This is a genomic window from Agrobacterium sp. InxBP2 (assembly GCF_026191755.1).
In the GTDB taxonomy this organism is placed as follows: Bacteria; Pseudomonadota; Alphaproteobacteria; order Rhizobiales; family Rhizobiaceae; genus Agrobacterium; species Agrobacterium pusense.
The window spans coordinates 186,773-212,068 of record NZ_JAINDY010000022.1 but is presented as its reverse complement, the minus strand read 5'-3'; the positions used below and the strand labels follow the sequence as shown (position 1 = coordinate 212,068).

General features: G+C 59.9%; 20 protein-coding genes and 2 tRNA genes. 11 read left to right on the top strand and 11 right to left on the bottom strand.

The window, feature by feature from the left end:
* Positions 1-3: 3 nt before the first annotated feature.
* The 3 genes from betA to betI all read right to left on the bottom strand — a co-directional run bounded on the left by betA (position 4) and on the right by betI (position 3,998).
* The gene (gene betA, locus K7A42_RS06265; RefSeq protein ID WP_282454988.1) at positions 4-1,653 is read right to left on the bottom strand and encodes a choline dehydrogenase; all 1,650 of its coding nucleotides are present in this window, start codon (positions 1,651-1,653) and stop codon (positions 4-6) included.
* Between the two features lie 231 nt (positions 1,654-1,884).
* Complete coding sequence (gene betB / locus K7A42_RS06260) at positions 1,885-3,366, bottom strand: betaine-aldehyde dehydrogenase (protein WP_282454987.1); 1,482 nt, start codon at positions 3,364-3,366, stop codon at positions 1,885-1,887.
* Positions 3,367-3,377: 11 nt separating this feature from the next.
* Positions 3,378-3,998 (bottom strand): transcriptional regulator BetI, encoded by a 621-nt coding sequence (betI, locus tag K7A42_RS06255; RefSeq protein WP_282454986.1) that lies wholly within the window; start codon positions 3,996-3,998, stop codon positions 3,378-3,380.
* A gap of 370 nt (positions 3,999-4,368) precedes the next feature.
* Here betI and K7A42_RS06250 point away from each other — a divergent pair, with 370 nt between their 5' ends.
* From K7A42_RS06250 to K7A42_RS06240, 3 genes are all read left to right on the top strand, one after another.
* Positions 4,369-4,605 (top strand): ribbon-helix-helix domain-containing protein, encoded by a 237-nt coding sequence (locus K7A42_RS06250; RefSeq protein WP_022555776.1) that lies wholly within the window; start codon positions 4,369-4,371, stop codon positions 4,603-4,605.
* 168 nt (positions 4,606-4,773) lie between these two features.
* Positions 4,774-6,576, top strand: coding sequence for a GGDEF domain-containing protein (locus K7A42_RS06245; RefSeq protein WP_112553415.1), 1,803 nt, complete (start codon positions 4,774-4,776; stop codon positions 6,574-6,576).
* Positions 6,577-6,663: 87 nt separating this feature from the next.
* Positions 6,664-7,677, top strand: a complete 1,014-nt coding sequence (locus K7A42_RS06240; RefSeq protein WP_174150745.1) for an NAD(P)H-quinone oxidoreductase — start codon at positions 6,664-6,666, stop codon at positions 7,675-7,677.
* A gap of 401 nt (positions 7,678-8,078) precedes the next feature.
* On the opposite strand, the gene K7A42_RS06235 is transcribed toward K7A42_RS06240, so the two are convergent.
* The 5 genes from K7A42_RS06235 to K7A42_RS06215 form a co-directional block, all read right to left on the bottom strand.
* Positions 8,079-9,119: a sulfate/molybdate ABC transporter ATP-binding protein gene (locus K7A42_RS06235; RefSeq protein ID WP_006700005.1), complete on the bottom strand. Its 1,041-nt coding sequence runs from the start codon at positions 9,117-9,119 to the stop codon at positions 8,079-8,081.
* A gap of 11 nt (positions 9,120-9,130) precedes the next feature.
* Entirely contained in the window at positions 9,131-10,003 is an 873-nt protein-coding gene (cysW, locus tag K7A42_RS06230) for a sulfate ABC transporter permease subunit CysW (protein WP_004440450.1), read from the bottom strand.
* Positions 9,996-10,853: a sulfate ABC transporter permease subunit CysT gene (gene cysT, locus K7A42_RS06225; RefSeq protein WP_282454985.1), complete on the bottom strand. Its 858-nt coding sequence runs from the start codon at positions 10,851-10,853 to the stop codon at positions 9,996-9,998. Before cysT ends, cysW begins: the two co-directional genes overlap by 8 nt.
* Positions 10,854-11,052: 199 nt before the next feature.
* The gene (locus K7A42_RS06220; protein WP_004440447.1) at positions 11,053-12,078 is read right to left on the bottom strand and encodes a sulfate ABC transporter substrate-binding protein; all 1,026 of its coding nucleotides are present in this window, start codon (positions 12,076-12,078) and stop codon (positions 11,053-11,055) included.
* Positions 12,079-12,323: 245 nt separating this feature from the next.
* Positions 12,324-12,764: an RrF2 family transcriptional regulator gene (locus tag K7A42_RS06215; protein ID WP_282454984.1), complete on the bottom strand. Its 441-nt coding sequence runs from the start codon at positions 12,762-12,764 to the stop codon at positions 12,324-12,326.
* 204 nt (positions 12,765-12,968) lie between these two features.
* On the opposite strand from K7A42_RS06215, the gene K7A42_RS06210 reads away from it, so the two are divergent.
* From K7A42_RS06210 to cysN, 3 genes are read left to right on the top strand one after another with little or no spacing between them, the layout of a single operon-like run.
* Positions 12,969-13,751: a phosphoadenylyl-sulfate reductase gene (locus K7A42_RS06210; protein ID WP_282454983.1), complete on the top strand. Its 783-nt coding sequence runs from the start codon at positions 12,969-12,971 to the stop codon at positions 13,749-13,751.
* Between the two features lie 27 nt (positions 13,752-13,778).
* The gene (cysD, locus tag K7A42_RS06205) at positions 13,779-14,732 is read left to right on the top strand and encodes a sulfate adenylyltransferase subunit CysD (protein ID WP_282454982.1); all 954 of its coding nucleotides are present in this window, start codon (positions 13,779-13,781) and stop codon (positions 14,730-14,732) included.
* Entirely contained in the window at positions 14,732-16,213 is a 1,482-nt protein-coding gene (gene cysN / locus K7A42_RS06200) for a sulfate adenylyltransferase subunit CysN (RefSeq protein ID WP_282454981.1), read from the top strand. Before cysD ends, cysN begins: the two co-directional genes overlap by 1 nt.
* 731 nt (positions 16,214-16,944) lie before the next feature.
* On the opposite strand, the gene K7A42_RS06195 is transcribed toward cysN, so the two are convergent.
* Positions 16,945-17,021 (bottom strand) — tRNA-Pro (locus K7A42_RS06195).
* 264 nt (positions 17,022-17,285) lie between these two features.
* On the opposite strand from K7A42_RS06195, the gene K7A42_RS06190 reads away from it, so the two are divergent.
* Both K7A42_RS06190 and mqo read left to right on the top strand, forming a co-directional pair.
* Positions 17,286-17,708 carry a hypothetical protein gene (locus K7A42_RS06190; RefSeq protein ID WP_037090758.1) on the top strand — a complete coding sequence of 141 codons (423 nt, stop codon included), beginning with the start codon at positions 17,286-17,288 and terminating at the stop codon, positions 17,706-17,708.
* A gap of 380 nt (positions 17,709-18,088) precedes the next feature.
* Complete coding sequence (mqo, locus tag K7A42_RS06185; RefSeq protein WP_282454980.1) at positions 18,089-19,822, top strand: malate dehydrogenase (quinone); 1,734 nt, start codon at positions 18,089-18,091, stop codon at positions 19,820-19,822.
* 238 nt (positions 19,823-20,060) lie between these two features.
* On the opposite strand, the gene K7A42_RS06175 is transcribed toward mqo, so the two are convergent.
* Positions 20,061-20,135 (bottom strand) — tRNA-Gln (locus K7A42_RS06175).
* A gap of 203 nt (positions 20,136-20,338) precedes the next feature.
* On the opposite strand from K7A42_RS06175, the gene K7A42_RS06170 reads away from it, so the two are divergent.
* Positions 20,339-21,247: an MBL fold metallo-hydrolase gene (locus tag K7A42_RS06170; RefSeq protein ID WP_282454979.1), complete on the top strand. Its 909-nt coding sequence runs from the start codon at positions 20,339-20,341 to the stop codon at positions 21,245-21,247.
* A gap of 256 nt (positions 21,248-21,503) precedes the next feature.
* Here K7A42_RS06170 and K7A42_RS06165 read toward each other — a convergent pair whose 3' ends face one another.
* Positions 21,504-22,424: a DUF1499 domain-containing protein gene (locus tag K7A42_RS06165; RefSeq protein WP_282454978.1), complete on the bottom strand. Its 921-nt coding sequence runs from the start codon at positions 22,422-22,424 to the stop codon at positions 21,504-21,506.
* 584 nt (positions 22,425-23,008) lie between these two features.
* On the opposite strand from K7A42_RS06165, the gene K7A42_RS06160 reads away from it, so the two are divergent.
* Positions 23,009-24,373 carry a dicarboxylate/amino acid:cation symporter gene (locus K7A42_RS06160; RefSeq protein ID WP_269842015.1) on the top strand — a complete coding sequence of 455 codons (1,365 nt, stop codon included), beginning with the start codon at positions 23,009-23,011 and terminating at the stop codon, positions 24,371-24,373.
* 288 nt (positions 24,374-24,661) lie between these two features.
* Complete coding sequence (locus tag K7A42_RS06155) at positions 24,662-25,249, top strand: demethoxyubiquinone hydroxylase family protein (protein WP_282454977.1); 588 nt, start codon at positions 24,662-24,664, stop codon at positions 25,247-25,249.
* The last annotated feature ends 47 nt before the right edge of the window (positions 25,250-25,296 follow it).

Below are 25,296 nucleotides of genomic sequence, written 5' to 3'. Positions count from 1 at the left end.
CCTTCACCGGTCGCTGACGGCGGCGCGCGGGTTTACCCACGGCTCCTGATTGGAGCGCGGCAGTGGGGTTTTGCCGAGAATGTGGTCCGCGGCCTTTTCGCCCGTCATGATCGAGGAGCCGTTGAGATTACCATAGGTCACGTGCGGGAAGATCGAGCTGTCTGCTACGCGCAGGCCCTCGACACCGATCACGCGGCATTCGGGATCGACAACCGCCATCGGGTCGTTTCTGTCGCCCATGCGGCAGGTGCCGCAGGGGTGGTAAGCGCTTTCCAGATGGTCGCGCAGGAAGGCATCGATCTGCTCATCGGTCTCGATATTTTCACCGGGCTGGATTTCCGGGCCACGGAATTCGTCGAATGCTTTCTGGCCAAAAATTTCGCGCGTGAGGCGCACGCAGTGGCGGAATTTCTCCCAATCCTCGGGGTGGCTCATATAGTTGAAACGAATGACCGGCTCATCTGAGGGATCCGCGGAGCGCAAGGTGACGTTGCCGCGCGATTTCGACAGGTTGTAGCCGACATGCGCCTGGAAACCATGGCTTTTCGCCGCCGCCTTGCCGTCATAGGAGATGGCGACGGGCAGGAAATGATACTGGATGTCAGGTTGCTTGAGCCCGGGGGCGGAGCGCAGGAAGGCGCAGGCCTCGAACTGGTTGGAAGCACCGAGGCCGCCTTTCGACAGCAGCCATTGCGCACCGGCCACACCCTGCCAGAACCACGGAAGCCACGAATAAAGCGAGACCGGCTTGGTGGAGACCTGCTGGAAATAAAACTCCATATGGTCCTGGAGATTGGCGCCGACGCCGGGGCGATCCGCCTTCACCTCGATGCCCATGTCTTTCAGATGGGCGGCGGGGCCGATGCCCGAGAGCATCAGCAGCTTCGGCGAATTGAAGGAGGAGGCCGAGACGATGACCTCGCGACCGGCCTTGATCGTCTCCACCACACCCTTGCGCTCGATTTCGACACCAACGGCGCGGCCGTTCTCGATGACCACCTTGCGGGCAAAACCGTTGACCAGCGTGACATTGCCGCGCTTCAGCGCCGGTTTGAGATAGGCATTGGCGGCGGACCAGCGACGGCCATTGTGAATGGTCTGCTCCATCAGGCCGAAACCTTCCTGTTTGGAGCCGTTATAGTCATCCGTCAGTTCAAACCCCGCCTGGGCGCCGGCCTGAATGAAGGCGTGAAACAGGGGGTTATTGACCGGCCCGCGCTGCACATGCAGCGGCCCATCCGTGCCACGCCAGCCTTCCTCGCCGCCATGGCTGTGTTCCATGCGCTTGAAATAAGGCAGCACATCCGCATAGGCCCAGCCATGCGCGCCGAGCTCTTCCCAGCGATTGAAATCCTCGGCATGGCCGCGCACGTAAACGAGGCCGTTGATGGAGGAGGAGCCGCCGATGACCTTGCCACGCGGGGCGGTGATGCGGCGATTATTGAGATTGGGCTCGGGTTCGGAGAGATAACCCCAATTGTAGCGCTTCATGCTCATCGGCCAGGCGAGAGCCGCCGGCATCTGGATGAAGGGGCCGAAATCGGAACCGCCGGCCTCTATGACGATGACGGAATAGCGACCATCTTCCGACAGGCGGTAGGCGATGGCGGACCCTGCGGAGCCGGAGCCGACGATGACGTAATCTGCTTGCATTGTTTGCTCTCTCCGATGAGCGGTTGTTCCGATCAATTGACTGTCAGGGGGTGGGTTACCCCCCTCTGCCCTGCCGGGCATCTCCCCCTCAAGGGGGGAGATCGGCAAGCGGCGCTACCACCGCTCCATTCGTAAACTTTGAGATGGGCGAGACCTCGCCTCAGGTCGATCTCCCCCCTTGAGGGGGAGATGTCCGGCAGGACAGAGGGGGGTGAACCCACCCACTGAACCTCAATAAGGCGCTTCCACCTTCCCCGTGCTCACATAAACCGTCTTCAACTCGCTATAATGCTCCAGCGCCGCCGCCGAATTTTCGCGTCCGAAGCCGGATTGCTTGGAGCCGCCGAAGGGGATTTCCACCGGGCAGAGATTGTACGTATTGATCCACAGCGTGCCCGCCTCCAGCTGATCCACCACGCGGTGGGCGCGGGCGAGATCGGCGGTGAAGACGCCGCCGGCCAGCCCGAATTCAGTGGCGTTGGCGCGGGCGAGAACCTCTTCCTCGTCATCAAAATCCAGCACACACATGACGGGCCCGAAGATTTCCTCGCGGGCGATCGTCATGTCGTCGGTCACGTCGGCGAACACGGTGGGCTGCACATAGGCGCCCTCGCCCGCGACATTGTTGGGGATGCCGCCGCCGGTGATGAGCGTCGCACCTTCCGCCTTGCCCTTTTCGATATAACCGAGAACCTTCTCCTGCTGGGCCTTGGAGACCAGCGGGCCGAGATGGGTGGCGTAATCGAGGGGATCGCCGAGGATCATTGCTTCCGTGCGGCTTTTCAGGTTTTCGAGGAAGCGGGCCTTTGCCTTTTTCTGCACGAAGACACGCGTTCCGTTAGAGCACACCTGCCCGGAGGAGTAGAAATTGCCGAGCATCGCACCGCCGACGGCGCTTTCGATATCGGCATCATCGAAGACAATCAGCGGCGACTTGCCGCCGAGTTCCATCGTGACATGCTTCAGGTGCCCGGCGGCAGCGGCGGCCACCTTGCGGCCGGTCGGCACCGAGCCGGTAAGCGAGACTTTCGCCACATCCGGGTGATTGACGAGCAGCGGCCCGGTATCACGATCCCCCTGAATGACATTGAACAGGCCCTTGGGAAGACCCGCTTCGATAAGGATTTCAGCAATCTTCAGCGCGCCGAGCGGGGTGTTTTCCGAAGGCTTGAAGACCATGGCATTGCCGGCGACGAGCGCAGGCGCGGCCTTCCAGCAGGCGATCTGCTGCGGATAGTTCCACGCGCCGATACCGACGCAGACGCCGAGCGGCACACGTTTCGTATAGGCGAAATCGCCGCCGAGCGGGATGTAATCGCCATTCAATGCGGAAGGCGCGATACCGCCGAAAAATTCGAAGGCATCCGCACCCGAGGTCGGGTCGGCAACGATGGTTTCCTGAATGGGCTTGCCGGTATCCAGTGTCTCCAGCGTCGAAAGCGCCTCGTTGCGTTCACGCATGATATCGGCGGCGCGTTTGAGGATGCGGCCACGCGCCATGGGGCTCATCGCCGCCCATTCCTTCTGGGCGCGCTTGGCCGAGGCGATGGCACGCTCGACAATCGCCGGCGTTGCGGCGTGAAGCCGGGCGATGATCTCGCCGGTTGCGGGGTAGATGCTCTCGAACGGCGTGCCGGTATTATCCTCGACATAATCGCCGTCGATGAAATGCGAGGCTTTCGGCTGCGCCCTGAGCGGCGTGGCGATGGTCATGTCGAAGTCTCCTAGAGAGTGCGGATGGACGGCTTGACGCGCTGTCCATCGGGAAAGGATCTGAGCTGCATGTCGAAATAATCCTCGACCAGCGCCGGTGCAGAGGCGAGGCCGAGCGGGGCGGAACGCAGGCTGTGCCTGATATAAAGCCCGTCGATGAGGGCCGCGGCCCCTTCTGCAATGCGTGCGGCATCATCGGGCGGGCAGAGCCGATTGAGGCTTGCCATGAGGTTGGAGCGCAGGCGGCGGGAATAAATCACCAGCAGCCGCCGGGTTTCCTCCGAACGCTGCGCCTCGACGTAAAAGGCAAGCCATGCCGCCACCGTCTCCGGCGTGAACTGGTCGCTCTGGAAGGAGACATGGACGATGGCGCTCAGCCTTTCGCGCGGGCCGGAAGCACGGGTCAGCGCCGCCACCGCATCACGCCTGAGATCACGCAGCAGGCTGCGAATGGTCTCCAGCAGGAGCTGCTGCTTGCTGCCGAAATAATGATGCGCAAGCGCCGCCGACACCCCCGCTTCCCGGGCGATGTCAGACATTGTCACATTTAACGAGCCATGATGGCCTATGGTGCGCAGCGCCGCATCCACGAGCGCTTTTCGGCGCAGAGGCTCCATTCCGACCTTGGGCATGACGATCTCCTTGAGGGCGGCAAAATATTCTTGATTGACTGATCAATCAATAAAAAATGCGCCATTCCGTGTCGCTATTTTGCTGTAAATCAATTCTTTCTCATCGGACGGACCCTGGTTTCGGCGATGGCCGGCGCGTGAGCATCATCTTCATGCTCCCGGCGCGGTCACGGGGGAAAAACTAAACCGTGATATACTGCGAATTGGGAATGGAACACGTTCCGTGCTAATATCCCAGCTGATACAAATTTCGCTGGAAGCGGCGCCAGACGAAAGACAATAAGAACGCCCGCCCTAGACCACGACGGCAGCCGATACCCATCCGGGCATCGAATGACCGTTCGCAGTGTTTAAAGAAGGGAGTGATATCATGCCAATGGTGACAGTATCGATTTCCCCGGAACAGGCAGCAAGAATGCGCGAAGCCGTCAATTGCGGGGCTTATGCATCCGGTAGCGAGGTCGTCAGGGAAGCGCTGCGATTATGGGCGGCGTCTGGCGCACACGGTATGGGCGCGAAGTCCAGGGAACCCGTGGAAGCCGACCGGGAGCGGGTGAACGTGGCCGATCTCTACGCCGCGCACTCAGGACATGTCCGCCGGGCGTGAGGCCCGGCTACTACCCCATATATCAAGGGGGTTGCAACAAAACGTTCATCAAAGCTTCACAGACGTGAAAGCTTTTGTTGACCTGTAATCTGCGATTGTTCGCCGCAAAAGAGAAAGGCTCTCCTTACGTCAGCCACGGAAGGAAAGCCGTAATAGCGGAGAACAGAGATGCAGGCCGTTACGCTGGAAAACGATGCCGTAAGGCGATTTGCCTCCGGGCACATGTTTCCCATGGCGAAGCTTGTGCTGGAAACCGCGTTTCAGCCGATCGTCGAGGCGACGACGGGCACTATTTTCGGTTATGAATCACTGATGCGCGGCCACGACCGGCTCGGTTTTTCCGATCCGCTGGCGCTTCTCGACCAGGCGGCGCAGGGCGGCGAACTCAAGGCTTTCGAGCAGATGCTGGCGAGCCGCGCGCTGGCGAAATTCTCCACCCTGCCTGACTTCTCCTCCGCCACCCTGTTTCTCAACCTCGATGTGCGGCTGATCGCGCAGGGCGACGCCATTCTCGACAAGCTTGTGGGCCATCTGGCGCGCGCGGGTATTCCCCCCTCCTCCATCTGCTTCGAGCTTTCCGAACGCTTCGACAATACAAGCGTCCCCGAATTCACGACGCTGATTGCCCGCATGCGGAAAGAGGGCTTCAAGCTGGCGATCGACGATTTTGGCGCGGGACACGGCGAGATGAAGCTTCTGTGCGATTTTCCGCTGGACTATCTGAAGATCGACCGGCACTTCATCACCGGCGTCGATTATCTGCCGCGCAAGCAGCATCTTGTCCGCAGCATCGTCAATATTGCCCATGTTCTGGGGGTGCGGGTCATCGCCGAGGGCATTGAAACGGAAGCGGAGTTCCTGACGTGTCGCGAATTCGGCGTCGACCTGGTGCAAGGCTGGCTGATCGCCAGGCCAACGGTCTTCACCAGCGAGTTGCCGGAGAGCTTTCCCCACATCAACCGCATCGGCGTGGCGCGGCGCAACAGCCAGACTCTGGATGAAATCCTGATCCGCCGTGAAATCGAACGACTTCCCACCGTCTTCGAACATGACAGCGTCGACAGCGTCTTCGAGCTCTTCCGGAGAAACCCGCAGCAGGCGTTTTTTCCGGTTCTCAATGCCAACGGCGAACCGCGCGGCGTCATCAACGAATATCACCTCAAGGAATACATCTACCGACCCTTTGGCCGTGACCTGCTCAAGAACAAGATCTATGAGCGCACCATCTCCCATTTCGTCGACGCCGCGCCGATCGTCGGTCTCGATGCCGATGCCGACCAGTTGATGAACATGTTCGCCAGCATGGGCGGCAGCGCCTGCATCATCCTGACCGAAAACATGCGTTACGCCGGCATCGTTTCCGCCGCTTCGCTGATCAAGGTCATCAATGAAAAACAGCTGAAGATGGCGCAGGACCAGAACCCACTGACGGCATTGCCGGGCAACCGCGCGATTGGCGGCTTCATCGCCGACCGCTGCAGCGACGGCGACGAGACACGCTTCTTCTGCTATTGCGACTTCGACAACTTCAAACCCTTCAACGACAAATACGGCTTCAACGCCGGCGACCACGCCATCACCCTGTTTTCAGCACTGATGCGCCGTTACTTTTTTGCCGGCGACTGCTTCCTCGGACATATTGGCGGTGATGACTTCTTCATCGGCGTGCGCGACTGGGCGGTGGAAGACCTGACGGAAATACTCGAGCGGCTGCTCAGCGATTTTCACGACGATGTCGCGGAACTGTATTCGGCCGAGGATCGTGAGGCGGGCTGCATGAAGGGCCAGGACCGGCACGGCAATGAGCGGGACTTCGCGCTGCTGCGCTGTTCCATTGGCGTTCTGAGCTTGCCCAAAGGATTGATCATCGCCAATCCCGAGCGCATCGGCAGCGAGATCGCGGGTGTGAAGGCGGCTGCGAAGGAAAATGACAGCGGCCTCGTCATCCGGGTCTTCGGCGAGACAAATTGACACCAGTGACAAACGGCCTTCTTCCCTAAGCGGCGCATCTGACCTACATCTTCAGGCGACGCCGATAGTGAGGAGTTGCCCCTGACCATGCCCGACCCCAAGACCCTGCCCGAAAAAATGCGTTTCATCGACCTTCCCTCCCATGGCGGTCCGGAAGTAATGCGTCTTTCGCAAGCGCCTTTGCCGAAGCCCGCGAAAGGCGAGGTTCTGGTGAAGGTCGAAGCAGCAGGCATCAACCGGCCGGATGTCGCGCAGCGCCAGGGAACCTATCCGCCACCGAAGGATGCAAGTCCGATCCTCGGCCTTGAGATCGCTGGCGAGGTGGTGGCGCTGGGCGAAGGCGTCGATGAATTCAAGCTTGGCGACAGGGTCTGCGCGCTCGCCAATGGCGGCGGTTATGCGCAATATTGCGCCGTTCCCGCAGGGCAGGCCCTGCCCTTCCCCAAAGGCTACGACGCCGTCAAAGCCGCAGCCTTGCCGGAAACTTTCTTCACCGTCTGGGCCAATCTCTTCCAGATGGCGGGCCTGACCGAAGGTGAAACCGTGCTCATCCACGGCGGCACCAGCGGCATCGGCACGACGGCGATCCAGCTTGCCAAAGCATTCGGCGCGGAAGTTTATGCCACGGCGGGCTCTGCGGAAAAATGCGAGGCCTGTGTGAAGCTCGGCGCCAAACGGGCGATCAATTACCGCGACGAGGATTTCGCCGAAGTCGTGAAATCCGAAACCGGCGGCAAGGGCGTCGATGTCGTTCTCGACATGATCGGTGCTGCCTATTTCGAAAAGAACCTTGCGGCGCTGGCCAAGGACGGCTGCCTGTCCATCATCGCCTTTCTCGGGGGCGCCGTGGCCGACAAGGTCAACCTCACACCGATCATGGTCAAGCGCCTCACCGTCACCGGCTCCACCATGCGCCCGCGCACGGCGGACGAGAAACGCGCCATCCGTGACGATCTCGTGGATCAGGTCTGGCCGCTGATCGAAAGCGGCCAGGTCGCACCGGTCATCAACCGCGTCTTCACACTGGATGAGGTTGCGGAAGCGCACCGGCTGATGGAAAGCAGCAGCCATATCGGCAAGATCGTGATGCGAGTCGACTAGGTGCTGCAGAGTAAGTTCTCAGTTAGCCCTCTTGCATTACTCACGAATCGTACTACCTTCTAGTTATGTTCAACGTATCGGAAGGAGGTGATCCAATGTCTAGTGAGATTTCGGTCTCTGGTGCAGGCAATGGAAAGGGTGTGTTTTCGACGGGGCAGCCCTCGTTGTAAACCTCTTCTGCCTTCGGAACGTTGAGAAACAGTCCCGGGTCTGTAAACAGGACCAAACTCATGGAAGGGTCGCTCAGGCGGCCCTTTTCCGTTTTTGCTTATTGCTTCGGCTATTGAGAAATCTGCGCTTCGAGTGCAGGTGCGGTTCTCTCGCGACGAGAAAATCTCCTTAATCAGATTGCAGTTCACCGCCGTTGAAACCATCGACCCTAAACGGCGGTCACCTCTTCCTTATTTCTTCCCGAACACCTTCCACCGCGTCGGGCGGAACCGCAGTTCGGCACCCACCGCCACGGCGGCGTTGAGCGGCACTTCGATTTCGAGGTGGTAGGGTTCATGGCCGTTATTGGCGATGTCGATTTCGGCGATGCGGGTGCCGGCCAGGCGGCGACAGGTGGTGACCTTGCCGTAAAGCGCGTCCTTTTCGTCCGTCAGCACCACATCTTCCGGCCGGAAGAACAATTCGCCCTCGCCTGCGCCGCTTTCGTTTACGCCGATGCTTTCGCCCTGGAACAGCACATGGCCATCACGGATGGTGACCGGCAGGCTGGAGGATTCGCCGATGAAAGAGAAGACGAAGGGCGAGTTCGGCGTGTCGTAGACGTCATCGGCGGTGCCGACCTGCTCGATCTTGCCCTGACTCATGACGACGACGCGGTCCGCCAGTTCCAGCGCCTCTTCCTGATCGTGGGTGACGAAGACGGTGGTGTGGCCGGTGCGGTCGTGGAATTCACGCAGCCAGCGGCGCAACTCCTTGCGCACCTTGGCATCCAGCGCACCGAAGGGTTCATCGAGAAGCAGCACCTTCGGTTCGATGGCGACGGCGCGGGCGAGCGCCACCCGCTGGCGCTGGCCACCCGAGAGCTGCGAGGGGTAGCGTTTTTCAAGCCCGGAAAGGTGCACCATGTCGAGAAGCTCGGACACGCGCTTGCGGATTTCCGCTTTTGGCGGACGCTTGGCGGAGGGTCGCACCTTCAAGCCGAAAGCAATGTTGTCTGCCACCGTCATGTGGCGAAACAGCGCGTAATGCTGGAAAACGAAACCGACATTGCGCTCCTGCACGGTGCGGTGCGAGGCGTCTTCGTCGCCGAAGAAAATCTGGCCCGTCGTCGGCTGCTCGAGACCGGCAATCAGACGCAGCAGCGTCGTCTTGCCGGAACCGGAAGGACCAAGCAGCGCGATCAGCTCGCCCGAGCGAATGTTGAGCGATACGTCGTTCAGCGCCGGAAAGCGATCAAACTGCTTGGTGATGCCGGAAACTTTCACTTCCATGAAGATGCCTTTCAATGCTTGCCGGCTGCGTTGCCCGCGCCAAAGCGTATTTCGAGAATGGTTTTGAGAACGAGGGTCACCAGAGCCAGACCGGCAAGCAGCGTCGCAACGGCGAAGGATGCGCCGATATTGTACTCATTATAGAGTATCTCGACATGCAGCGGCATGGTGTTGGTCTCGCCGCGAATATGGCCTGACACCACCGAGACGGCGCCGAACTCGCCCATGGCACGGGCGTTGCAGAGCAGCACGCCATAAAGCAGGCCCCATTTGATATTCGGCAGCGTGACGTACCAGAAGGTCTGCCAGCCGGATGCGCCAAGCGAAATCGCCGCCTCCTCGTCACCATTGCCCTGATCCTGCATCAGCGGGATCAACTCGCGCGCGACGAAGGGAAAGGTGACGAAGATGGTGGCGAGCACGATGCCCGGCACCGCAAAGAGGATCTCGATGCCGTAACTCTTCAGCCATGGGCCGAGCACGCTGTGCGAGGAAAACAGGATGACGTAGACCAGACCTGATATAACCGGAGAGATCGAGAATGGCAGGTCGATCAGCGTGATCAGGAATGCCTTGCCCTTGAACTCGAATTTCGCGATGGCCCAGGCGGCCGCTACTCCAAAAATGAGGTTGAGCGGCACCGAAATAGCGGCGACGAGCAGCGTCAGGCGAATGGCGGAAAGCGCATCCGGCTCGAAAATCGCCTCCCAGAAGCTCTCCGTGCCCTTGCGGAATGCTTCGAAGAATACCGAAACCAGGGGCAGGACGAGAAATGCGGCGAGGAAGACGAAGGCGATGGCGATCAGGGCCAGCCGCGCTGGCAGGCTTTCGCTGGCGGGGTCGCGGAACGGCCGGGATGTGGTGCGGGAAACAGTCTCAGACATAACCGTACCTCTTGCGGCTCCAGGCCTGAATGAGATTGATGAGGAACAGCATGGCAAAGGAGATGATCAGCATGACGGTGGCGATGCCGGTGGCGGCCGCATAATTGAACTCCTCCAGCCGGATGACGATGAGGAGCGGCGCGATTTCCGAGACGTAGGGAATATTGCCGGCGATGAAGATGACCGAGCCGTATTCTCCGACACCGCGCGCGAAGGCCAGCGCAAACCCCGTTAGGATGGCGGGTGTGAGGCTCGGCAACAGAATGCGGGTTATGGTCTGGAAACGATTGGCACCGAGCGTTGCTGCCACCTCCTCCACCTGCCGGTCGATCTCCTCCATCACCGGCTGCACGGTGCGCACCACGAAGGGCAGGCCGATGAAGATCAACGCGATGACGATGCCAGTCGGCGTGAACGCAATCTTGATGCCATAGGGCTCAAACAGCGAACCGACCCAGCCGCGATTGGCGTAAAGCGCCGTCAACGCAATGCCCGCGACCGCCGTTGGAAGCGCAAAGGGAAGGTCCACGATGGCATCCACGAAGCGGCGACCGGGAAAGCGGTAACGTGTGAGAACCCAGGCGACGATGACGCCGAAGACCACATTGACCAATGCGGCGAGGAACGCCGTGCCAAAACTGACGCGCAACGCATTCAGCGTACGGCTATCCGTGGCAATCGCAATGAAATCTGCAAAACCGAGTTTCGCCGTGGACCAGATAAGGCCGCCAAGCGGAATAAGAATGATGAGAAACAGATAGGTGACGGTGTAACCAAACGTCAGGCCGAAGCCCGGTATGACGCTCGACTGCCGCCACTTCCACCTGCTTCCGGAAATATTATTGCTCATCAAGGCTCCGGATAATCTTAGTTTTTGAACATTTCCGGGACAGTCAACCGAGGTCTGCCCGTCCTGGAGGTGCTCTCTGGGAGCCGGTATTCCCCCGGCGCTTATTATAAAGTATCGACCGGCACGGCGTCCGGTCGATCAGGTTCTGATTTGTCTTGTCCCGTGGGACGGGGTGAGTACGTTTCACCCCATCATCCGCTTACTTCGCGGGCTTGTAAATCTGGTCGAAGATGCCGCCGTCACCAAAATGTTCCGGCTGCGCCTTTGCCCAACCGCCGAAGATCGGGTCGTCAATGGTGACGAGCTTGATGTCAGGCAGCTGCTTCAGCAGGTCCTTGGAGACAACGGCCGGGTTGGACGGACGATAGAAGTGCTTGGCCGCAATATTCTGGCCCTCGTCGGAATAGAGATATTGCAGATAGGCTTCGGCTGCCTTGCGGGTGCCCTTGGCGTCGACATTGGCGTCAACCACGGCGACCGGCGGCTCGGCAAGGATCGAGATCGGCGGAACGACTATATCGAAAGCGTCAGCGCCGAATTCCTGGCCGGCCAGATAGGCTTCGTTTTCCCAGGCGAGCAGCACGTCGCCGATCTGGCGCTGTGCGAAGGTTACCGTGGAACCACGGGCGCCGGTGTCGAGAACCGGAGCGCGCTTGTAGAGCTCGCCGACATAGGCCTTGATCTTGTCCTTGTCGCCCTTGAATTCTTCATTCGCCCAGGCCCAGGCCGCGAGATAGTTCCAGCGCGCACCGCCCGAGGTCTTCGGGTTCGGCGTCACGATCTGCACGTCGCCCTTCACCAGATCGCCCCAGTTATGGATGCCCTTCGGGTTACCCTTGCGAACGAGGAAAACGATGGTGGAGGTGTAAGGGGAGGAATTATGCGGCAGGCGGCCGCGCCAGTCCTTGTTGATCTTGCCGGAATTCTGCACGATGGCGTCGATGTCGCTCTGCAGCGCCAACGTCACGACGTCGGCTTCCAGACCGTCGATGACCGAACGGGCCTGCTTGCCGGAGCCGCCATGCGACTGCTGGATGGTGACGTCCTCGCCGGTGTCGGCCTTCCACTTCTTGGCGAAGGCTTCGTTGAAATCCTTGTAGAGTTCACGGGTCGGATCATAGGACACGTTCAGCAGCTTGGTCTGCGCCGCGGCCGAGCCAGCTGCGCCAAGTGCCAGTGAGAGGCTGAGCGCGACAACGCTCAAACCGGACAGAAGCTTGGACATCGGTATTCCCTCCTGATTGCGATGGCTTAACTCTACCGGTTGAGTAGAGTTGGTCAATGAGGCCGAATACGATCGAAAAAGTGTTTCCCTTGAGCGTTTCTCCGGGCAACAAATACAGCGCAGCATAAGCGAAAGGCGCAACAAGCGTCGTGTAAAACTTTGCTGAATGCAAAAGCGTTTCACATTTTTGCCGGTTTTTTGCCGCGATGGCGAAAAATATTGAGGTGTTTTAGACGAATTTTTCGTCAGGCCGTCAAAAGCTCGGGCACTTCGATACCGGCCACCGCATCCGCAACGGTGGTGTTGAACAGGATGTTGCGCGTCGCATCGGCCACACGGGCGAAGACGTGGCGGATCTCGCACTGCTTCTCGCCGTCGCAATCCTCGCAGCGGCGATAGGCGGTCTGGGAGAGGCAAGGCAGAGGAGCAAGGGGGCCATCAATGAGCCGCAGCACCTCGCCGAAAGTAATATCATCCGCCGGGCGAGCCAGAAGATAACCACCCTGCTTGCCGCGCCGGCTTTCGACAAGGCGTTCCTTCTTCATTTCGAGAAGGATCTGCTCCAGGAACTTTTTCGGAATGGCCTGTTCGCGGGCAATGTCGGAAATCTGCACAAGACAGCCGCCGTCGGCCTTGGCCAGCGAGAGAAGCGCCCTCAGCGCATATTTTGCCTTCTGCGAAATCATCGTAAAACCAGTAGATCACAAGCCCGGATACCCGGCAATCAGGGCTTAGCGCAGAAGTTGTCACAATTCAAATACAGGCTGCGAACAAGGTGAACGGGCATCTTTTGCTCATAGCACGCGCGCGAGAGGCATTTTTGCTCTGAAGTGCAGCGCACAAAGACTGTCATTTCTCGTCCAAAGCGCCGATTTCAACAATAATCGGCCATGGAAATCCCGGACGTGACAATGACCATCAATTCAGCAAATGCCTCTGCCGATGCCGATTCCCTCGATGCCACGCTTGCCGGGCTCGATCTGGCGGGTCGGCTTTCGTTTATCGCCGGCCTTGGCGGGCGCGCGGTCTTCACCACCAGCCTCGGCATCGAGGATCAGGTCATCACCGCGGTGATCGGCACCCACCGCCTGCCGATTGACGTTGTCACGCTGGAAACTGGCCGTCTTTTCAAGGAAACCGTCGATCTCATCGATGAAACCGAGGAGCGTTTCGGCATCGAAATCCGTCGTTTCCGTCCCGAACAGGACGATATAGACGCCTACGCCGCAAAATACGGTCTCAACGGCTTCTACGAAAGCGTCGAGGCGCGTCATGCCTGCTGTCATGTCAGAAAACTGATCCCGCTCGGCAAGGCACTTGATGGTGCCGCCTTCTGGATCACCGGCCTCCGTCGCGGCCAGTCGGGCAATCGCGCCACGACGCCGTTTGCCGAATTCGATGCGGATCGCAATCTCATCAAGATCAACCCTTTGGCTGACTGGGATATCGATCTCATCAAGGCGCATGTCGCCCAGGAGAACATCCCCATCAATCCGTTGCATCAGCGCGGTTACCCGTCCATCGGCTGCGAGCCGTGTACGCGCGCCATCAAGCCCGGTGAGCCTGAGCGCGCCGGACGATGGTGGTGGGAAAACGACGAGAAGCGCGAATGCGGTCTTCACGTCGCCGGTGCGGAGCAGACCTCCGCTACCTCCGCCATCCCGCAACGATAATCATTCAGTACATTCCCGGAGTTCACAATGTCCAACGCAGTCCACGAGCCGGACAGCAAGAATACTGTCGCATCCAAGCCGCCGCTCGATCCCCATCTGAAGGCGCTTGAAAACGAAGCTATTCATATCTTTCGCGAAGTCGCAGCCGAATTCGACAAGCCCGTGATGCTCTATTCCATCGGCAAGGACTCGTCCGTGCTGCTGCATCTGGCGCGCAAGGCCTTCTTCCCCGGCCGCATTCCGTTCCCGCTGCTGCACGTCAATACCGGCTGGAAGTTCAAGGAGATGATCGAATTCCGCGACAATATCGTCAAGGAATATGATCTCGAACTGATCTCCCACACCAATCCGCGCGGCGCAGCGGAAAACATCACGCCCTTCACCCACGGATCGGCGCTTTACACCGACATCATGAAGACGGAAGCGCTGCGTCAGGCCCTGGATGCCGGCCAGTTCGATGCCGCCTTCGGCGGTGCGCGCCGCGACGAAGAGGCGAGCCGCGCCAAGGAACGCATCTACTCTTTCCGCACGCCCGACCACAAATGGGACCCGCGCAACCAGCGCCCTGAGCTATGGAACATCTATAACGGCATGGTCCGCAAGGGCGAAAGCGTGCGCGCCTTCCCGCTCTCCAACTGGACCGAAGTGGACATCTGGCGTTACATCGAGGCGGAAAACATTCCTCTGGTGCCGCTCTATTATGCCGCCGAGCGCCCCTATATCGAGCGCGACGGCATGATGATCCTTGCTGAAGATGAGCGCCTGGAGCTTCTGCCCGGCGAAGAGATCAAGCGTGGCTCGATCCGCTTCCGCACGCTCGGCTGCTTCCCTCTCACCGGTGCGATCCGTTCCGAGGCGGCGACGCTTCAGGATGTGATTGCCGAGCTCGAAATCGCCACCGTTTCCGAACGTCAGGGCCGCGCGATTGACCGCGACCAGTCCGGCTCGATGGAGAAGAAGAAGCGCGAGGGCTATTTCTGATGACCGCTTCTGCCACCACCAACGTTTCCACGGCCACCATTTTGCCCTTTGCCGAGCATTCGAAAGCAGCGCGCGACACCCGCCCGCTTCGTCTCATCACCTGCGGCAGCGTGGATGACGGCAAATCGACCCTGATCGGCCGTCTCCTCTGGGACACCAAGGCCGTCAAGGAAGATCAGGCCGCGACCCTGCACCGCGACAGCGGCAAGCAGAACGATCTCGGCCTGCCCGATTTCGCGTTGCTGCTGGACGGTTTGCAGGCAGAGCGCGAACAGGGCATCACCATCGATGTCGCCTATCGTTACTTCGCCACCGACCGACGCGCCTTCATCGTGGCCGACACGCCCGGCCATGAGCAATATACCCGCAACATGGCGACCGGCGCTTCCACAGCCGACCTCGCCGTGCTGCTCGTCGATGCCCGTACCGGCATTCTGGAACAGACGCGGCGTCATGCCACCATCGCGGCGCTGATGGGCATCCGGCAATTCGTGCTGGCCGTCAACAAGATCGACCTGACGCATTACGACAAGGCCGGTTTCGAACTGATCGCCCACGAGTTCCGCGATTTCGCATCCGATCTCGGCATCAAGCAGATAACCGCCATTCCGATGTCGGCGCTGAAAGGTGAAAACGTCGTTCTGTCAGGCAAGGCTTCCATGCCCTGGTATGAAGGCCCGACGCTGGTGGAAACGCTGGAACTGGCGACCGTTCGCTCCGCGCAATCGGGCGGCTTCCGCTTTCCCGTACAACGCGTCTCGCGTCCCGGCGAAAGCTTCCGCGGTTATCAGGGCACGGTTGCCGGCGGTTCGGTGAAGCCGGGCGACAGCGTCGTTATCCTGCCTTCCGGCATGGTCGCCAACGTCAAGCAGATCGTCACTTTCGACCTGGTGCGCAATGCCGCCGTGGCGGGTGATGCCGTCACTCTCGTTCTCGATCGTCAGGTGGACGTGTCGCGCGGCGACATGATCGTCTCCATCGAGGCGCAGCCTCAGACTGGCCTTGCCTTCGACGCGCAGATCGTGGCTTTGCAGCCCGGCGGCATCGAGGCCGGCAAGCGCTACTGGCTTAAAAGCGCCAGCCGCCGCCAGCGCGTTACGGTTCATCCTGTAAGCCAGTTGAACCTGAAAGAGGGTGAGTGGCAGGCGCATGAAACGTCGCTGCCGATGAACGCCATCGGCAAGGTGCGGCTTTCCTTCGATGAGACCGCGATTTTCGATCCCTATGAACAGAACCGCTCAACCGGCTCGTTCATCCTCATCGACCCCGACACCAACAACACGGTGGCGGGCGGCATGATATCGGCCAAGCGCAGCGTCGGCGCGACGGAAGAAAAGGGCGACAGGGTGATCCTTTCGTTGCCCGCCGATCTCGCGGAAAAGCTGCTGGCCGGCGAACTGCTCGCCAAGCATCGCGACGAGATCGACATCCGCCGTACGGATGCGGCGACAGCCTCACGGCTCATCGGCGATCTCGACTGAAAATGCTTACATCAACGACAAAAGGCGACCACGGTGTGGTCGCCTTTTTGTTTGGGTCCAGTCGTCAGATGCGACTTAAAACACGAACATATAAAGCAGAATGATCACGAAGATCGGAACGCCCATAGCCCACAGTGCAATACCCTTCAGCATGTTGTCCTCCATTGTTGTATGTTTGGATAACGGCTGAGAAAGCTTTCCGATCCATCTGCTTTCCGGATTTTTACGGGTTGTTTCTCGGCGGCGCAGAAGGGCACTCGTTCATTCGGCGTTCATGGGCAAAAGGCGAATTTGCCCTCGGTCGCTCCGCCAAGCGGCCGAACAGAGGCTCGTTGCTTGAAAATGCAGCGGGCCTCTTTTTTGATCGCGATAAGTTGATCACGGCGATGGCCCTGAAACTCAGGGCTCGCGACTGTCACGGGTAACTTCTTGGATTGTGGACCTTAATTGACACTTCTAAGACGGTCCGTGTCGCGCGTCCCCTGAAACAGGCCGCGACATTGGGGCCTGGCGCTTGGCGGAGCGACGGGCCTCTTTTATTCGCGCATACGGAAAACTGGAAGCGCAGGAAGTTGCGACAGCCTACCCAACTGGGCTCCGAGGCATGGGCGACGAATGCATTCAAACCGGCTCTGATGCGACCGGCCCGGTTGATGTATGACGATTTGATATGGAGGTTTTCAGCAAGTATCGGGATTTTTTGCAAGCCGCTGATTTATCGGGCTTCTAGCTGGTCGGAGTGAGAGGATTCGAACCTCCGACCCCCACGTCCCGAACGTGGTGCGCTACCAGACTGCGCTACACTCCGTGACCAGCGGCGCTTCTATAGACCAGCCTCCGGCATTCGACAAGCGGCTTATTGCATTTTTTATGACAAGTTTTCCCCACCTGCTGAAACAGCCCCGGCAGGCACCGGCGGCACCGGGCGGAAGGCTTCAAAACGTTACAAAAAAGCAATTGTGGCAGGAAATTTTCATCGGGCCGCACAGCTCCCCTGCCCGCCGCCGCCAAATCTGCTAGGGGAACGGAATGACCGGCGGGATGCCGGACACGGCACAAAGGACATTTCACCATGCTATTTCGCAGCGTAACGCTTGCAGCGTTTGCCATTACGCTCTCGGCCTGCACCACTGCCACCGATGGCTCCACGCCCTCCTTCACCCAGAAGAGCCCGGTTGAGACCCGTTGGGTCGGCCAGTCCGCAGGTATTTTCTTCGCCAAATTCGGCCCGCCGCTGAGCGACACCGAAAGCGGCAGCTCCACCGTCTACAACTGGCGCGGCGGCTACAAGAAGGCGACGATTCCGGCGAAGTTCGAAGAAGGCAAGGATGGCAAAAAAGGCCGGCAGATTTCGCCCGCCCGCACCGCCTCCCTTTCCTGCACGGTGCAGCTGGTCGTCTCCAGCGATTACAAGATCACCGCCGTCCGCACGATCTCCGATCGCCCGGGCGTCAACGGTCCGAGCTACTGCGCGGAATTCCTCGCCGCCAACTGATCGTCAGCCACAAGCTAAAATGCGCGAAGGCCTGCCCGAACCGGTGGGCCTTTTCACTTTTTCGGGATTTCCGTCATTATTCTGAAAAAAATTGTGCCTGAAGCGGCACCTTGCGGATCGTAACTCACTGGAAAGGGTGCTGGCGCTGCGTTTTTGGTAAAATCACGCCAGGGAACGCTTTCAACCGTTTGAAAGCCGCGACTTATCTTAACAATCATCAAAATGATAATCGGCATAACCGTGAGATCGGCCGTCCGCCGCGGCAAAATCCGCAAAAAACCGCTTGAACTGGAGTGGATGAGTCCGGGTTGTGCCGGTTTGCGCTTTGCTATAACGGGGCGGTCGGGAGGAGTGTTTTTAACACAAAACAAGAATCAGGTATGGTCGTGACTCCCATCGATCAAGACAAATCCCAGCTCACTGATCTCTCCGAGGAAACTTCCCTCTTCCACGCATTGCCGATGAACCGCAGACAGGTTCTGGGTGGTGCTCTCGCCGGGCTTGCCGCAGCAGCGCTGCCCTCTTCCGCGCTTCTCGCCAATACGACTGCCAAGAAGGTCGACGTGCTTCTCATCGGTGGCGGCATCATGAGCGCGACGCTCGGTGTGTGGCTGCGCGAGCTGGAGCCCACCTGGTCGATGCAGATGCTGGAGCGGCTGGATGGCGTGGCGCTTGAAAGCTCGAACGGCTGGAACAATGCCGGCACCGGCCACTCCGCGCTTGCCGAGCTGAACTACACGCCCGAAGACGACAAGGGCAACATCAAGATCAGCCAGGCGATCAACATCAACGAATCCTTCCAGATTTCCCGGCAGTTCTGGGCATGGCAGGTGCGCAACGGCGTTCTGAAGAACCCGCGCTCCTTCATCAACCACACGCCGCATATGAGCTTCGTCTGGGGTGACGAGAACGTCGCCTATCTGGAAAAGCGCTATCAGGCGCTGAAGGCGAGCCCGCTTTTCGCCGGCATGGAGTTCTCCACCGATCCCGAGCAGATCAAGAAGTGGGTGCCGCTGATGATGGAAGGCCGCGATCCTTCCCAGAAGATCGGCGCAACCTGGTCGCCGCTTGGCACCGACATGGAATTTGGCGAAATCACCCGCCAGTTCGTATCGCATCTGCAGAGCGACCAGAATTTCGACCTGCAGGTCAATAGCGAGGTTTCCGACATCCAGCGCAACGCCGATGGCAGCTGGCGCGTGACCTATACCAACACCAAGACCGATGCCGAACAGGTGGTGGATGCGAAATTCGTGTTCATCGGCGCCGGCGGCGGCGCGCTGCATCTGCTGCAGATGTCCGGTATTCCGGAAGCGGATGATTATGCCGGTTTCCCTGTCGGCGGCTCGTTCCTCATCAACGAGAACCCCGATGTGACGATGCAGCATCTGGCCAAGGCCTATGGCAAGGCCTCGGTGGGCTCGCCGCCCATGTCGGTTCCGCACCTCGATACCCGCGTGCTGGGCGGCAAACGCGTCATCCTGTTCGGACCTTTCGCCACCTTCTCCACCAAGTTCCTGAAGGAAGGCTCCTATTTCGATCTCGTCTCCTCCGTAACAACCAGCAATGCCTGGCCGATGGTGCGCGTCGGCATCGATGAATATCCGCTGGTCGAATATCTCGCCGGCCAGCTGATGATGTCGGATGACGACCGTTTTGCTGCGCTGAAGGAATATTTCCCGAATGCCAAGCAGGGCGAATGGCGTCTCTGGCAGGCAGGCCAGCGCGTGCAGATCATCAAGCGCGACGAAGAAAAGGGCGGCGTGCTGCGGCTCGGCACCGAAGTGGTTTCCGCTGGAGACGGCAGCATCGCCGGCCTGCTCGGCGCTTCGCCGGGCGCTTCTACCGCAGCGCCGATCATGCTCAGCGTTCTGGAAAAAGTCTTCAAGGACAAGGTGGCAACGCCGGAATGGCAGACGAAGCTGCGCCAGATCGTGCCGAGCTACGGCACCAAGCTCAATGACGACCCGGAAAAGGTACAGCAGGAATGGGCTTATACGGCCGAACACCTGCAGCTGCCGACCCCGCCGCAGATCGATCTTGAGGCGCTGAAGGCAGCTGGCTCGGCCCCTGCGAGTGCGCCGGTGAAGAAGGTGCCAGATATCGCGCTTTAAGGTTTAGGTGAGAGATTTGAGGCTGTACGCCGCCTGTCTTTGGATGGGCGGCGTTTTTTGTTGAAGGCGAGCGCCACCCGAAAATTTTTCCATCCGCCCGCATGCTGGTTGAAGCGCCCTACACCATTCTCTACGAAACCGTGCCGGATACCGATGGCGACAAAATACGCTCCGTGAAGTAGTTCCCGTTATTGACGGTCGCCGGGATCTGCAAACACTGATTTGACTTGGGGATAGTTGGCTGGGGCGCCAGGATTCGAACCTGGGAATGCCGGTACCAAAAACCGGTGCCTTACCGCTTGGCGACGCCCCAACAGGGCAGCGAGAGCGAAACGCCGCTGCCTGAACCGCGCCTGATTAGCAAAGCCTGCCCGGCGCGGCAATGACCCGGCGACCAATTTTTTCACAAAATTCAAGCTTTTTGGGTGCCGTGTCTAAGTTGACATGTTAGGGCTTGGCCGTGACGCGGATGAGGCCGCGGCGCAAGCATGCATGGCATTTTTTCAGGAGGTCTCGATGGCGGACCCGGCATTCGATCTCGATTTCCAGCCGGCCTATGGCGAGGCGGTTCCCGTCGCCCCGCTCATCCAGCGCATCACCGTCAACAATCCTTCCGCCTTCACCTTCCATGGCACCAATTCCTATATCGTCGGTGACCGTTCCGTCGCCGTCATCGATCCGGGCCCGGAGGATGAGGCGCATTTTCGGGCGCTGATGGCCGCGCTCGAAGGGCGCGAAGTCACGCACATCTTCGTCAGCCACACCCATCGCGATCATTCGCCGCTTGCCCGCAGGCTGGCGCAGGCGACCGGGGCGCTGACGGTGGCTGAGGGCCCGCACCGCGCCGCCCGGCCACTGCATGTGGGCGAGACCAATCCCTTTGCCGAAAGTTCCGATACGGCTTTTGCGCCTGACATTGCGCTGGGCGACGGGCAGAGCCTTTCCGGTGACGGCTGGACATTGACGGCGCTGCATACGCCGGGCCACACCGCCAACCACGCCGCCTTTGCGCTTGAGGGCAGCGGCACCGTCTTTTCGGCCGATCACGTCATGGCCTGGGCCACCACCATCGTCGCGCCGCCTGATGGGGCGATGAGCGACTACATGGCTTCACTGGAGCGGTTGCTGACCCGTGACGACCGGTTGTTCCTGCCCGGCCACGGCGGCCCGGTCACCGATCCCGCAGCCTTCATGCGGGGCTTGCGCGCCCACCGCCGCATGCGGGAAAAGGCGGTGTTGAAGCGGATCAGGGACGGCGACAGGCTGATCGCCGATATGGTGAAGGTGATCTATGCCAGCACCGACAAGCGTCTGCATGGGGCGGCGGCACTTTCCGTGCTGGCGCATATCGAGGATCTGATCGAGAAGGGCGAAGTTCGGACGGATGGCGCGCCTTCGCTCACGGGTGAATATTTCCCGGCGTGACGGGGTTTTAACTAGCCAGCTCTCAAGGTGCTTTCGTGATTGCCGCCCCTTCGGTGGGGAGCGAGCGGGTGCCACCTGTTTCTTCTCCCCGCCGGGGAGAAGTCCGCGGCAGCGGGATGAGGGGGCAAGCTCTCCGAAAATCTCCGCCGTTACCCCCCTCATCCGGCCCTTCGGGCCACCTCCTCCCCGGCGGGGAGAAGAAACGAGCGGCGACGTCGCGATCCATTCGGCCGACGTGTAGCTTTGCCTTCTGGCCTCAATTATCGTTCAGACCCTGCATCTCCGCATCCAGAGCATCGAGATAGGCCTCGGCAATCGCCGCACCCATGCCAAGATCGTGCGGGCCGTAGCGGGAGGCGACGCGGACATCGACGATGGTGGTTTCCGCCTCTTCCTTCAGGCGAATGAGGATATCGAAGCGCAGGCCCCAGATGCGGGTGCGGGTTTCACCCTGCATCAGCACCACGCCGCTGCCGTTGAAGAAGGTGGGCAAAGGCGCGTCGGTCGGGCGGGCCATGGGCACGGGCACGATGGAGGGCAGGTCTTCCACCGGCGCATCGTCGGCGGGCTGCTGCCTGTCCTGTGGTGGCACCCCGACGGCAGGAGCATCCTCCGCCCCGATCACACCCTTCGTATGGGTAATGCGGATATTCTGGGAGGCGGCCATTTTTTTGGCGGCGGCGTAGATGCGGTCTATCGCGCCTTCATAACGGCGCCCGGCAAGGCTGGCATAGGCCTCCATCTGCGCATCGCGATCAGCCTTGGTAATGGTCGCGGGCCGCACCAGCCATTGCTGGTTGGCGGCCGGTGTCGCCAGCCACTCCGGCACATCGCTCACGTCAGTGGAGATGTCGTAAATCTTCGGCTGCTGCCAATAAAGAAAGGCGCCGTAGCCGACAACGCCGAGCGGCAGAGCCGAGAGAAGCAGCGCCGCCAGCGCCGAAAGGCCGCCGCGTGCGCCTCTGGTCCACAGCCGCTCAAGGCCCATCAGCGCCAGAAGCACGGCAAGAAAAGCGATGCCTGCGGCAATGAGGAGCAGCCCGACAAGATCAGGCGTCGTCAGCGGCCCGAAACGGTGGATGCCGGCGGCGATGAGAAAAAGCGCCAGCGCCGCCAGGCCCAGGTAGCGGGAAAGATAGGCTGCAACCGAAAAAGGCCGGACGAAACGCACAGTCATGGAAGCGGATATCCGTTAGATCGCATTGGCTAAGAGGCGTTGCACCCGGGTTCTGGCAGGGAATCACCTGCATATGATGTCATAAACCGGAATTGCGGCGAGGAAAACAAAGGAGGGGGCGATCTGCGGGTAAAGCGTGCCCCCCCCCCCGAAGATCTCTCTTCCGTCATGCCGGGTATGATCCACTTCTGTGCGGGTTAAATTTCCGCACAGGTCGCAGTTTCCTTGAGGTCGGTGATTAAGCGTGAAGACCCGCTCAACGTCATGCTCGGCCCTGTGCCGAGGATCTAACCACCTCCAATAAAAATCAATATGTCGGCAGACCTCGGGACAGGCCCGAGGATGACGTCGGCGCAATTGGCATGACTTTCCCTGCGCGACGGACTGAGAGGCCACGCCAACAAGAACCAGGAATATTTTTCCGCATTGCCGCAGCGTCAGGGAATAATTCCCCGACAATGCAACAAATACGCACGTTCATCCCTTAATTGCTGAGGAAATCGGCGTATTCTCGGCGACCTCCCTCGAGAATGCTTGCAAAAAATGCAACATTCTCGCTTTCTTGCACAATAAAGAGACATGTCATGTCACAGGCAACGACCTCTGCCCGCCCTTCGGGGCATAAACCCTTTTATCGCAATTTTGGCTTTCAGGTTCTGATAGCCATGGTCATCGGCCTGCTGCTTGGCCTTGTTGCCCGCAATATCGGCCCCGACGCCGTCGGCAGCCCCAACTGGCTCTCGGTGACGCTGCAGACCATCGGCAGCATATTCGTCCAGCTGCTGCGCGCACTCGTGCCGCCGCTGATCTTTACCGCCATCGTCGCCTCCATCGCCAATCTCAAGAACCTCTCTAATGCGGCGAAGCTTGTCTGGCAGACGCTGCTCTGGTTCGCCATCACCGCTTTGATCGCGGTCGTCATCGGCATCGTACTCGGTCTTGTCATCCAGCCGGGCGTCAACACGGCGATCGCCAATACGGCAGCCGCAGCACCGTCCTCCACCGGTTCTTGGCTGGACTTCCTCAAGGGTCTCGTCCCGGCCAACGTCTTCGGTCTTGAAGCATCTACCAAAATCAGCAATGGCGCGGCCAGCACCTCGTTGAATTTCAACGTCCTGCAGTTGCTGGTGGTGTCGATTGCCTTCGGTGTCGCGGCGCTGAAAGCCGGCAAGGCGGCGGAGCCGTTCCTCGCCTTCAACCAGTCGCTGCTCGCCATCGTGCGTAAAATCCTGTGGTGGGTCATCCGCCTTACCCCCATCGGCACCATCGGCCTGCTTGGCCGCGCAGTTGACCAATATGGCTGGACCACGCTGTCGCAGCTCGGCTGGTATGCAGCGGCCGTCTATATCGGTCTCGCACTGGTGCTTTTCGTCGTTTACCCGGCGCTGCTTCTCGCGCATGGCCTGAAGCCCTCGCGCTTCTTTGCGGGCGCATGGCCGGCCATCCAGCTCGCCTTTGTCTCGCGTTCCTCCATCGGCACACTGCCCGTCACCGAAACCGTGACGGAAAAGAGCCTCGGCGTGCCGCGCGAATATGCCGCCTTCTCCGTGCCGCTCGGCGCCACCACCAAGATGGACGGCTGCGCCGCGATCTATCCGGCAATCTCGGCGATCTTCATCGCGCAGTTCTTCCAGGTGCCGCTCGGCATTCAGGAATATGTGCTGATCGTCTTCGTTTCGGTGCTCGGTTCCGCCGCAACGGCCGGATTGACCGGCGCGGTGGTTATGCTCACGCTGACGCTCTCCACGCTCGGACTGCCGCTCGAAGGTGTGGGCCTGCTGCTCGCCATCGACCCGATCCTGGACATGGGCCGCACTGCGGTCAACGTCGCCGGACAGGCGCTGGTGCCGACTATTGTCGCCAAACGCGAGGGCATTCTCAACGAGGCCGTTTATAACAACGCCAAGGACATCGACGCACTCGATGACCGTGAAGTGGCGACGGCCTGAGCAAAGCAATGAACGTGATTGCTCCCTGCGCATCACGTCCCTGCCTCGATGACGAACGCTACCGATGAAGTCATCATCTTGGCGAACCGTCGTCATTGCAGCCGCCAGCAAAGCTTGCGCGGCTGCAATGAACGCCTAGCCTTGGTCGTCATCACCGATCGTGTAATTTATTTGTTGTTGTGTGAGACTATGGAACTGGACTAAAGGGGCGGCTAGCCCCTACCAAAAATGCAGAAGCGATTTGTGCCGTGTTCGTGTGAACGGGAGTAGGCTGAGGTAGCATTTCACATGTCCGACAGTCTCGGTAAACACGACCCGGCTCTTACCGTTCGGCGTATTCTCAAGGTCAATCACGCCGGAGAGTTTGGCGCTATTCGCATCTACGGCGCGCAGATATGGATGGCTCGCCGGCTGTTTCCGGACATTGTACCCGCTCTGCAGGAGATGCGGGAAGACGAGATCGATCATTGCCGTCTGTTTCGGGACGCCATGCCATCCAGAAACGCAAGACCTTGTCGCGTAATGGCGTTTTGGAGCCTTGGAGGCCTTCTGCTCGGTTTTCTGACCGCGCTCGGCGGACGCAACATGGTCTGGATTTGCACCGAAGCCGTTGAAAGCACCGTTCACCGCCATCTGAAAGATCAATTGGCTTTCCTGCAAACGAAAGACCCCGAGCTTCATAGGCTTATCGCTTCGATTCAGGAACAGGAGTTGGCTCATCTGCACGAGGCCGAGAAAAACCAGACGACGCGCGGTTTGGGCCATATGCTTCTGCTGCCGATTATCGGCTTTCTCACCGATCTGATGATCTGGCTCTCGACGTGGGGAGACTCAAGCTGGATGCGCGCTGAAATGGCGCGTTCCAGACAGTCCTGATGCCCAGGCTCAGGCAAGTGGATGCCGGTTCAAGGCCCGCATGACGG

Bases quoted from the DNA above. Each gene is read 5' to 3' on its own strand.
- betA (WP_282454988.1), bottom strand. From the start codon at position 1,653: ATGCAAGCAGATTACGTCATCGTCGGCTCCGGCTCCGCAGGGTCCGCC.
- betB (WP_282454987.1), bottom strand. From the start codon at position 3,366: ATGACCATCGCCACGCCGCTCAGGGCGCAGCCGAAAGCCTCGCATTTC.
- betI (WP_282454986.1), bottom strand. From the start codon at position 3,998: ATGCCCAAGGTCGGAATGGAGCCTCTGCGCCGAAAAGCGCTCGTGGAT.
- K7A42_RS06250 (WP_022555776.1), top strand. From the start codon at position 4,369: ATGCCAATGGTGACAGTATCGATTTCCCCGGAACAGGCAGCAAGAATG.
- K7A42_RS06245 (WP_112553415.1), top strand. From the start codon at position 4,774: ATGCAGGCCGTTACGCTGGAAAACGATGCCGTAAGGCGATTTGCCTCC.
- K7A42_RS06240 (WP_174150745.1), top strand. From the start codon at position 6,664: ATGCCCGACCCCAAGACCCTGCCCGAAAAAATGCGTTTCATCGACCTT.
- K7A42_RS06235 (WP_006700005.1), bottom strand. From the start codon at position 9,119: ATGGAAGTGAAAGTTTCCGGCATCACCAAGCAGTTTGATCGCTTTCCG.
- cysW (WP_004440450.1), bottom strand. From the start codon at position 10,003: ATGTCTGAGACTGTTTCCCGCACCACATCCCGGCCGTTCCGCGACCCC.
- cysT (WP_282454985.1), bottom strand. From the start codon at position 10,853: ATGAGCAATAATATTTCCGGAAGCAGGTGGAAGTGGCGGCAGTCGAGC.
- K7A42_RS06220 (WP_004440447.1), bottom strand. From the start codon at position 12,078: ATGTCCAAGCTTCTGTCCGGTTTGAGCGTTGTCGCGCTCAGCCTCTCA.
- K7A42_RS06215 (WP_282454984.1), bottom strand. From the start codon at position 12,764: ATGATTTCGCAGAAGGCAAAATATGCGCTGAGGGCGCTTCTCTCGCTG.
- K7A42_RS06210 (WP_282454983.1), top strand. From the start codon at position 12,969: ATGGAAATCCCGGACGTGACAATGACCATCAATTCAGCAAATGCCTCT.
- cysD (WP_282454982.1), top strand. From the start codon at position 13,779: ATGTCCAACGCAGTCCACGAGCCGGACAGCAAGAATACTGTCGCATCC.
- cysN (WP_282454981.1), top strand. From the start codon at position 14,732: ATGACCGCTTCTGCCACCACCAACGTTTCCACGGCCACCATTTTGCCC.
- K7A42_RS06190 (WP_037090758.1), top strand. From the start codon at position 17,286: ATGCTATTTCGCAGCGTAACGCTTGCAGCGTTTGCCATTACGCTCTCG.
- mqo (WP_282454980.1), top strand. From the start codon at position 18,089: ATGGTCGTGACTCCCATCGATCAAGACAAATCCCAGCTCACTGATCTC.
- K7A42_RS06170 (WP_282454979.1), top strand. From the start codon at position 20,339: ATGGCGGACCCGGCATTCGATCTCGATTTCCAGCCGGCCTATGGCGAG.
- K7A42_RS06165 (WP_282454978.1), bottom strand. From the start codon at position 22,424: ATGACTGTGCGTTTCGTCCGGCCTTTTTCGGTTGCAGCCTATCTTTCC.
- K7A42_RS06160 (WP_269842015.1), top strand. From the start codon at position 23,009: ATGTCACAGGCAACGACCTCTGCCCGCCCTTCGGGGCATAAACCCTTT.
- K7A42_RS06155 (WP_282454977.1), top strand. From the start codon at position 24,662: ATGTCCGACAGTCTCGGTAAACACGACCCGGCTCTTACCGTTCGGCGT.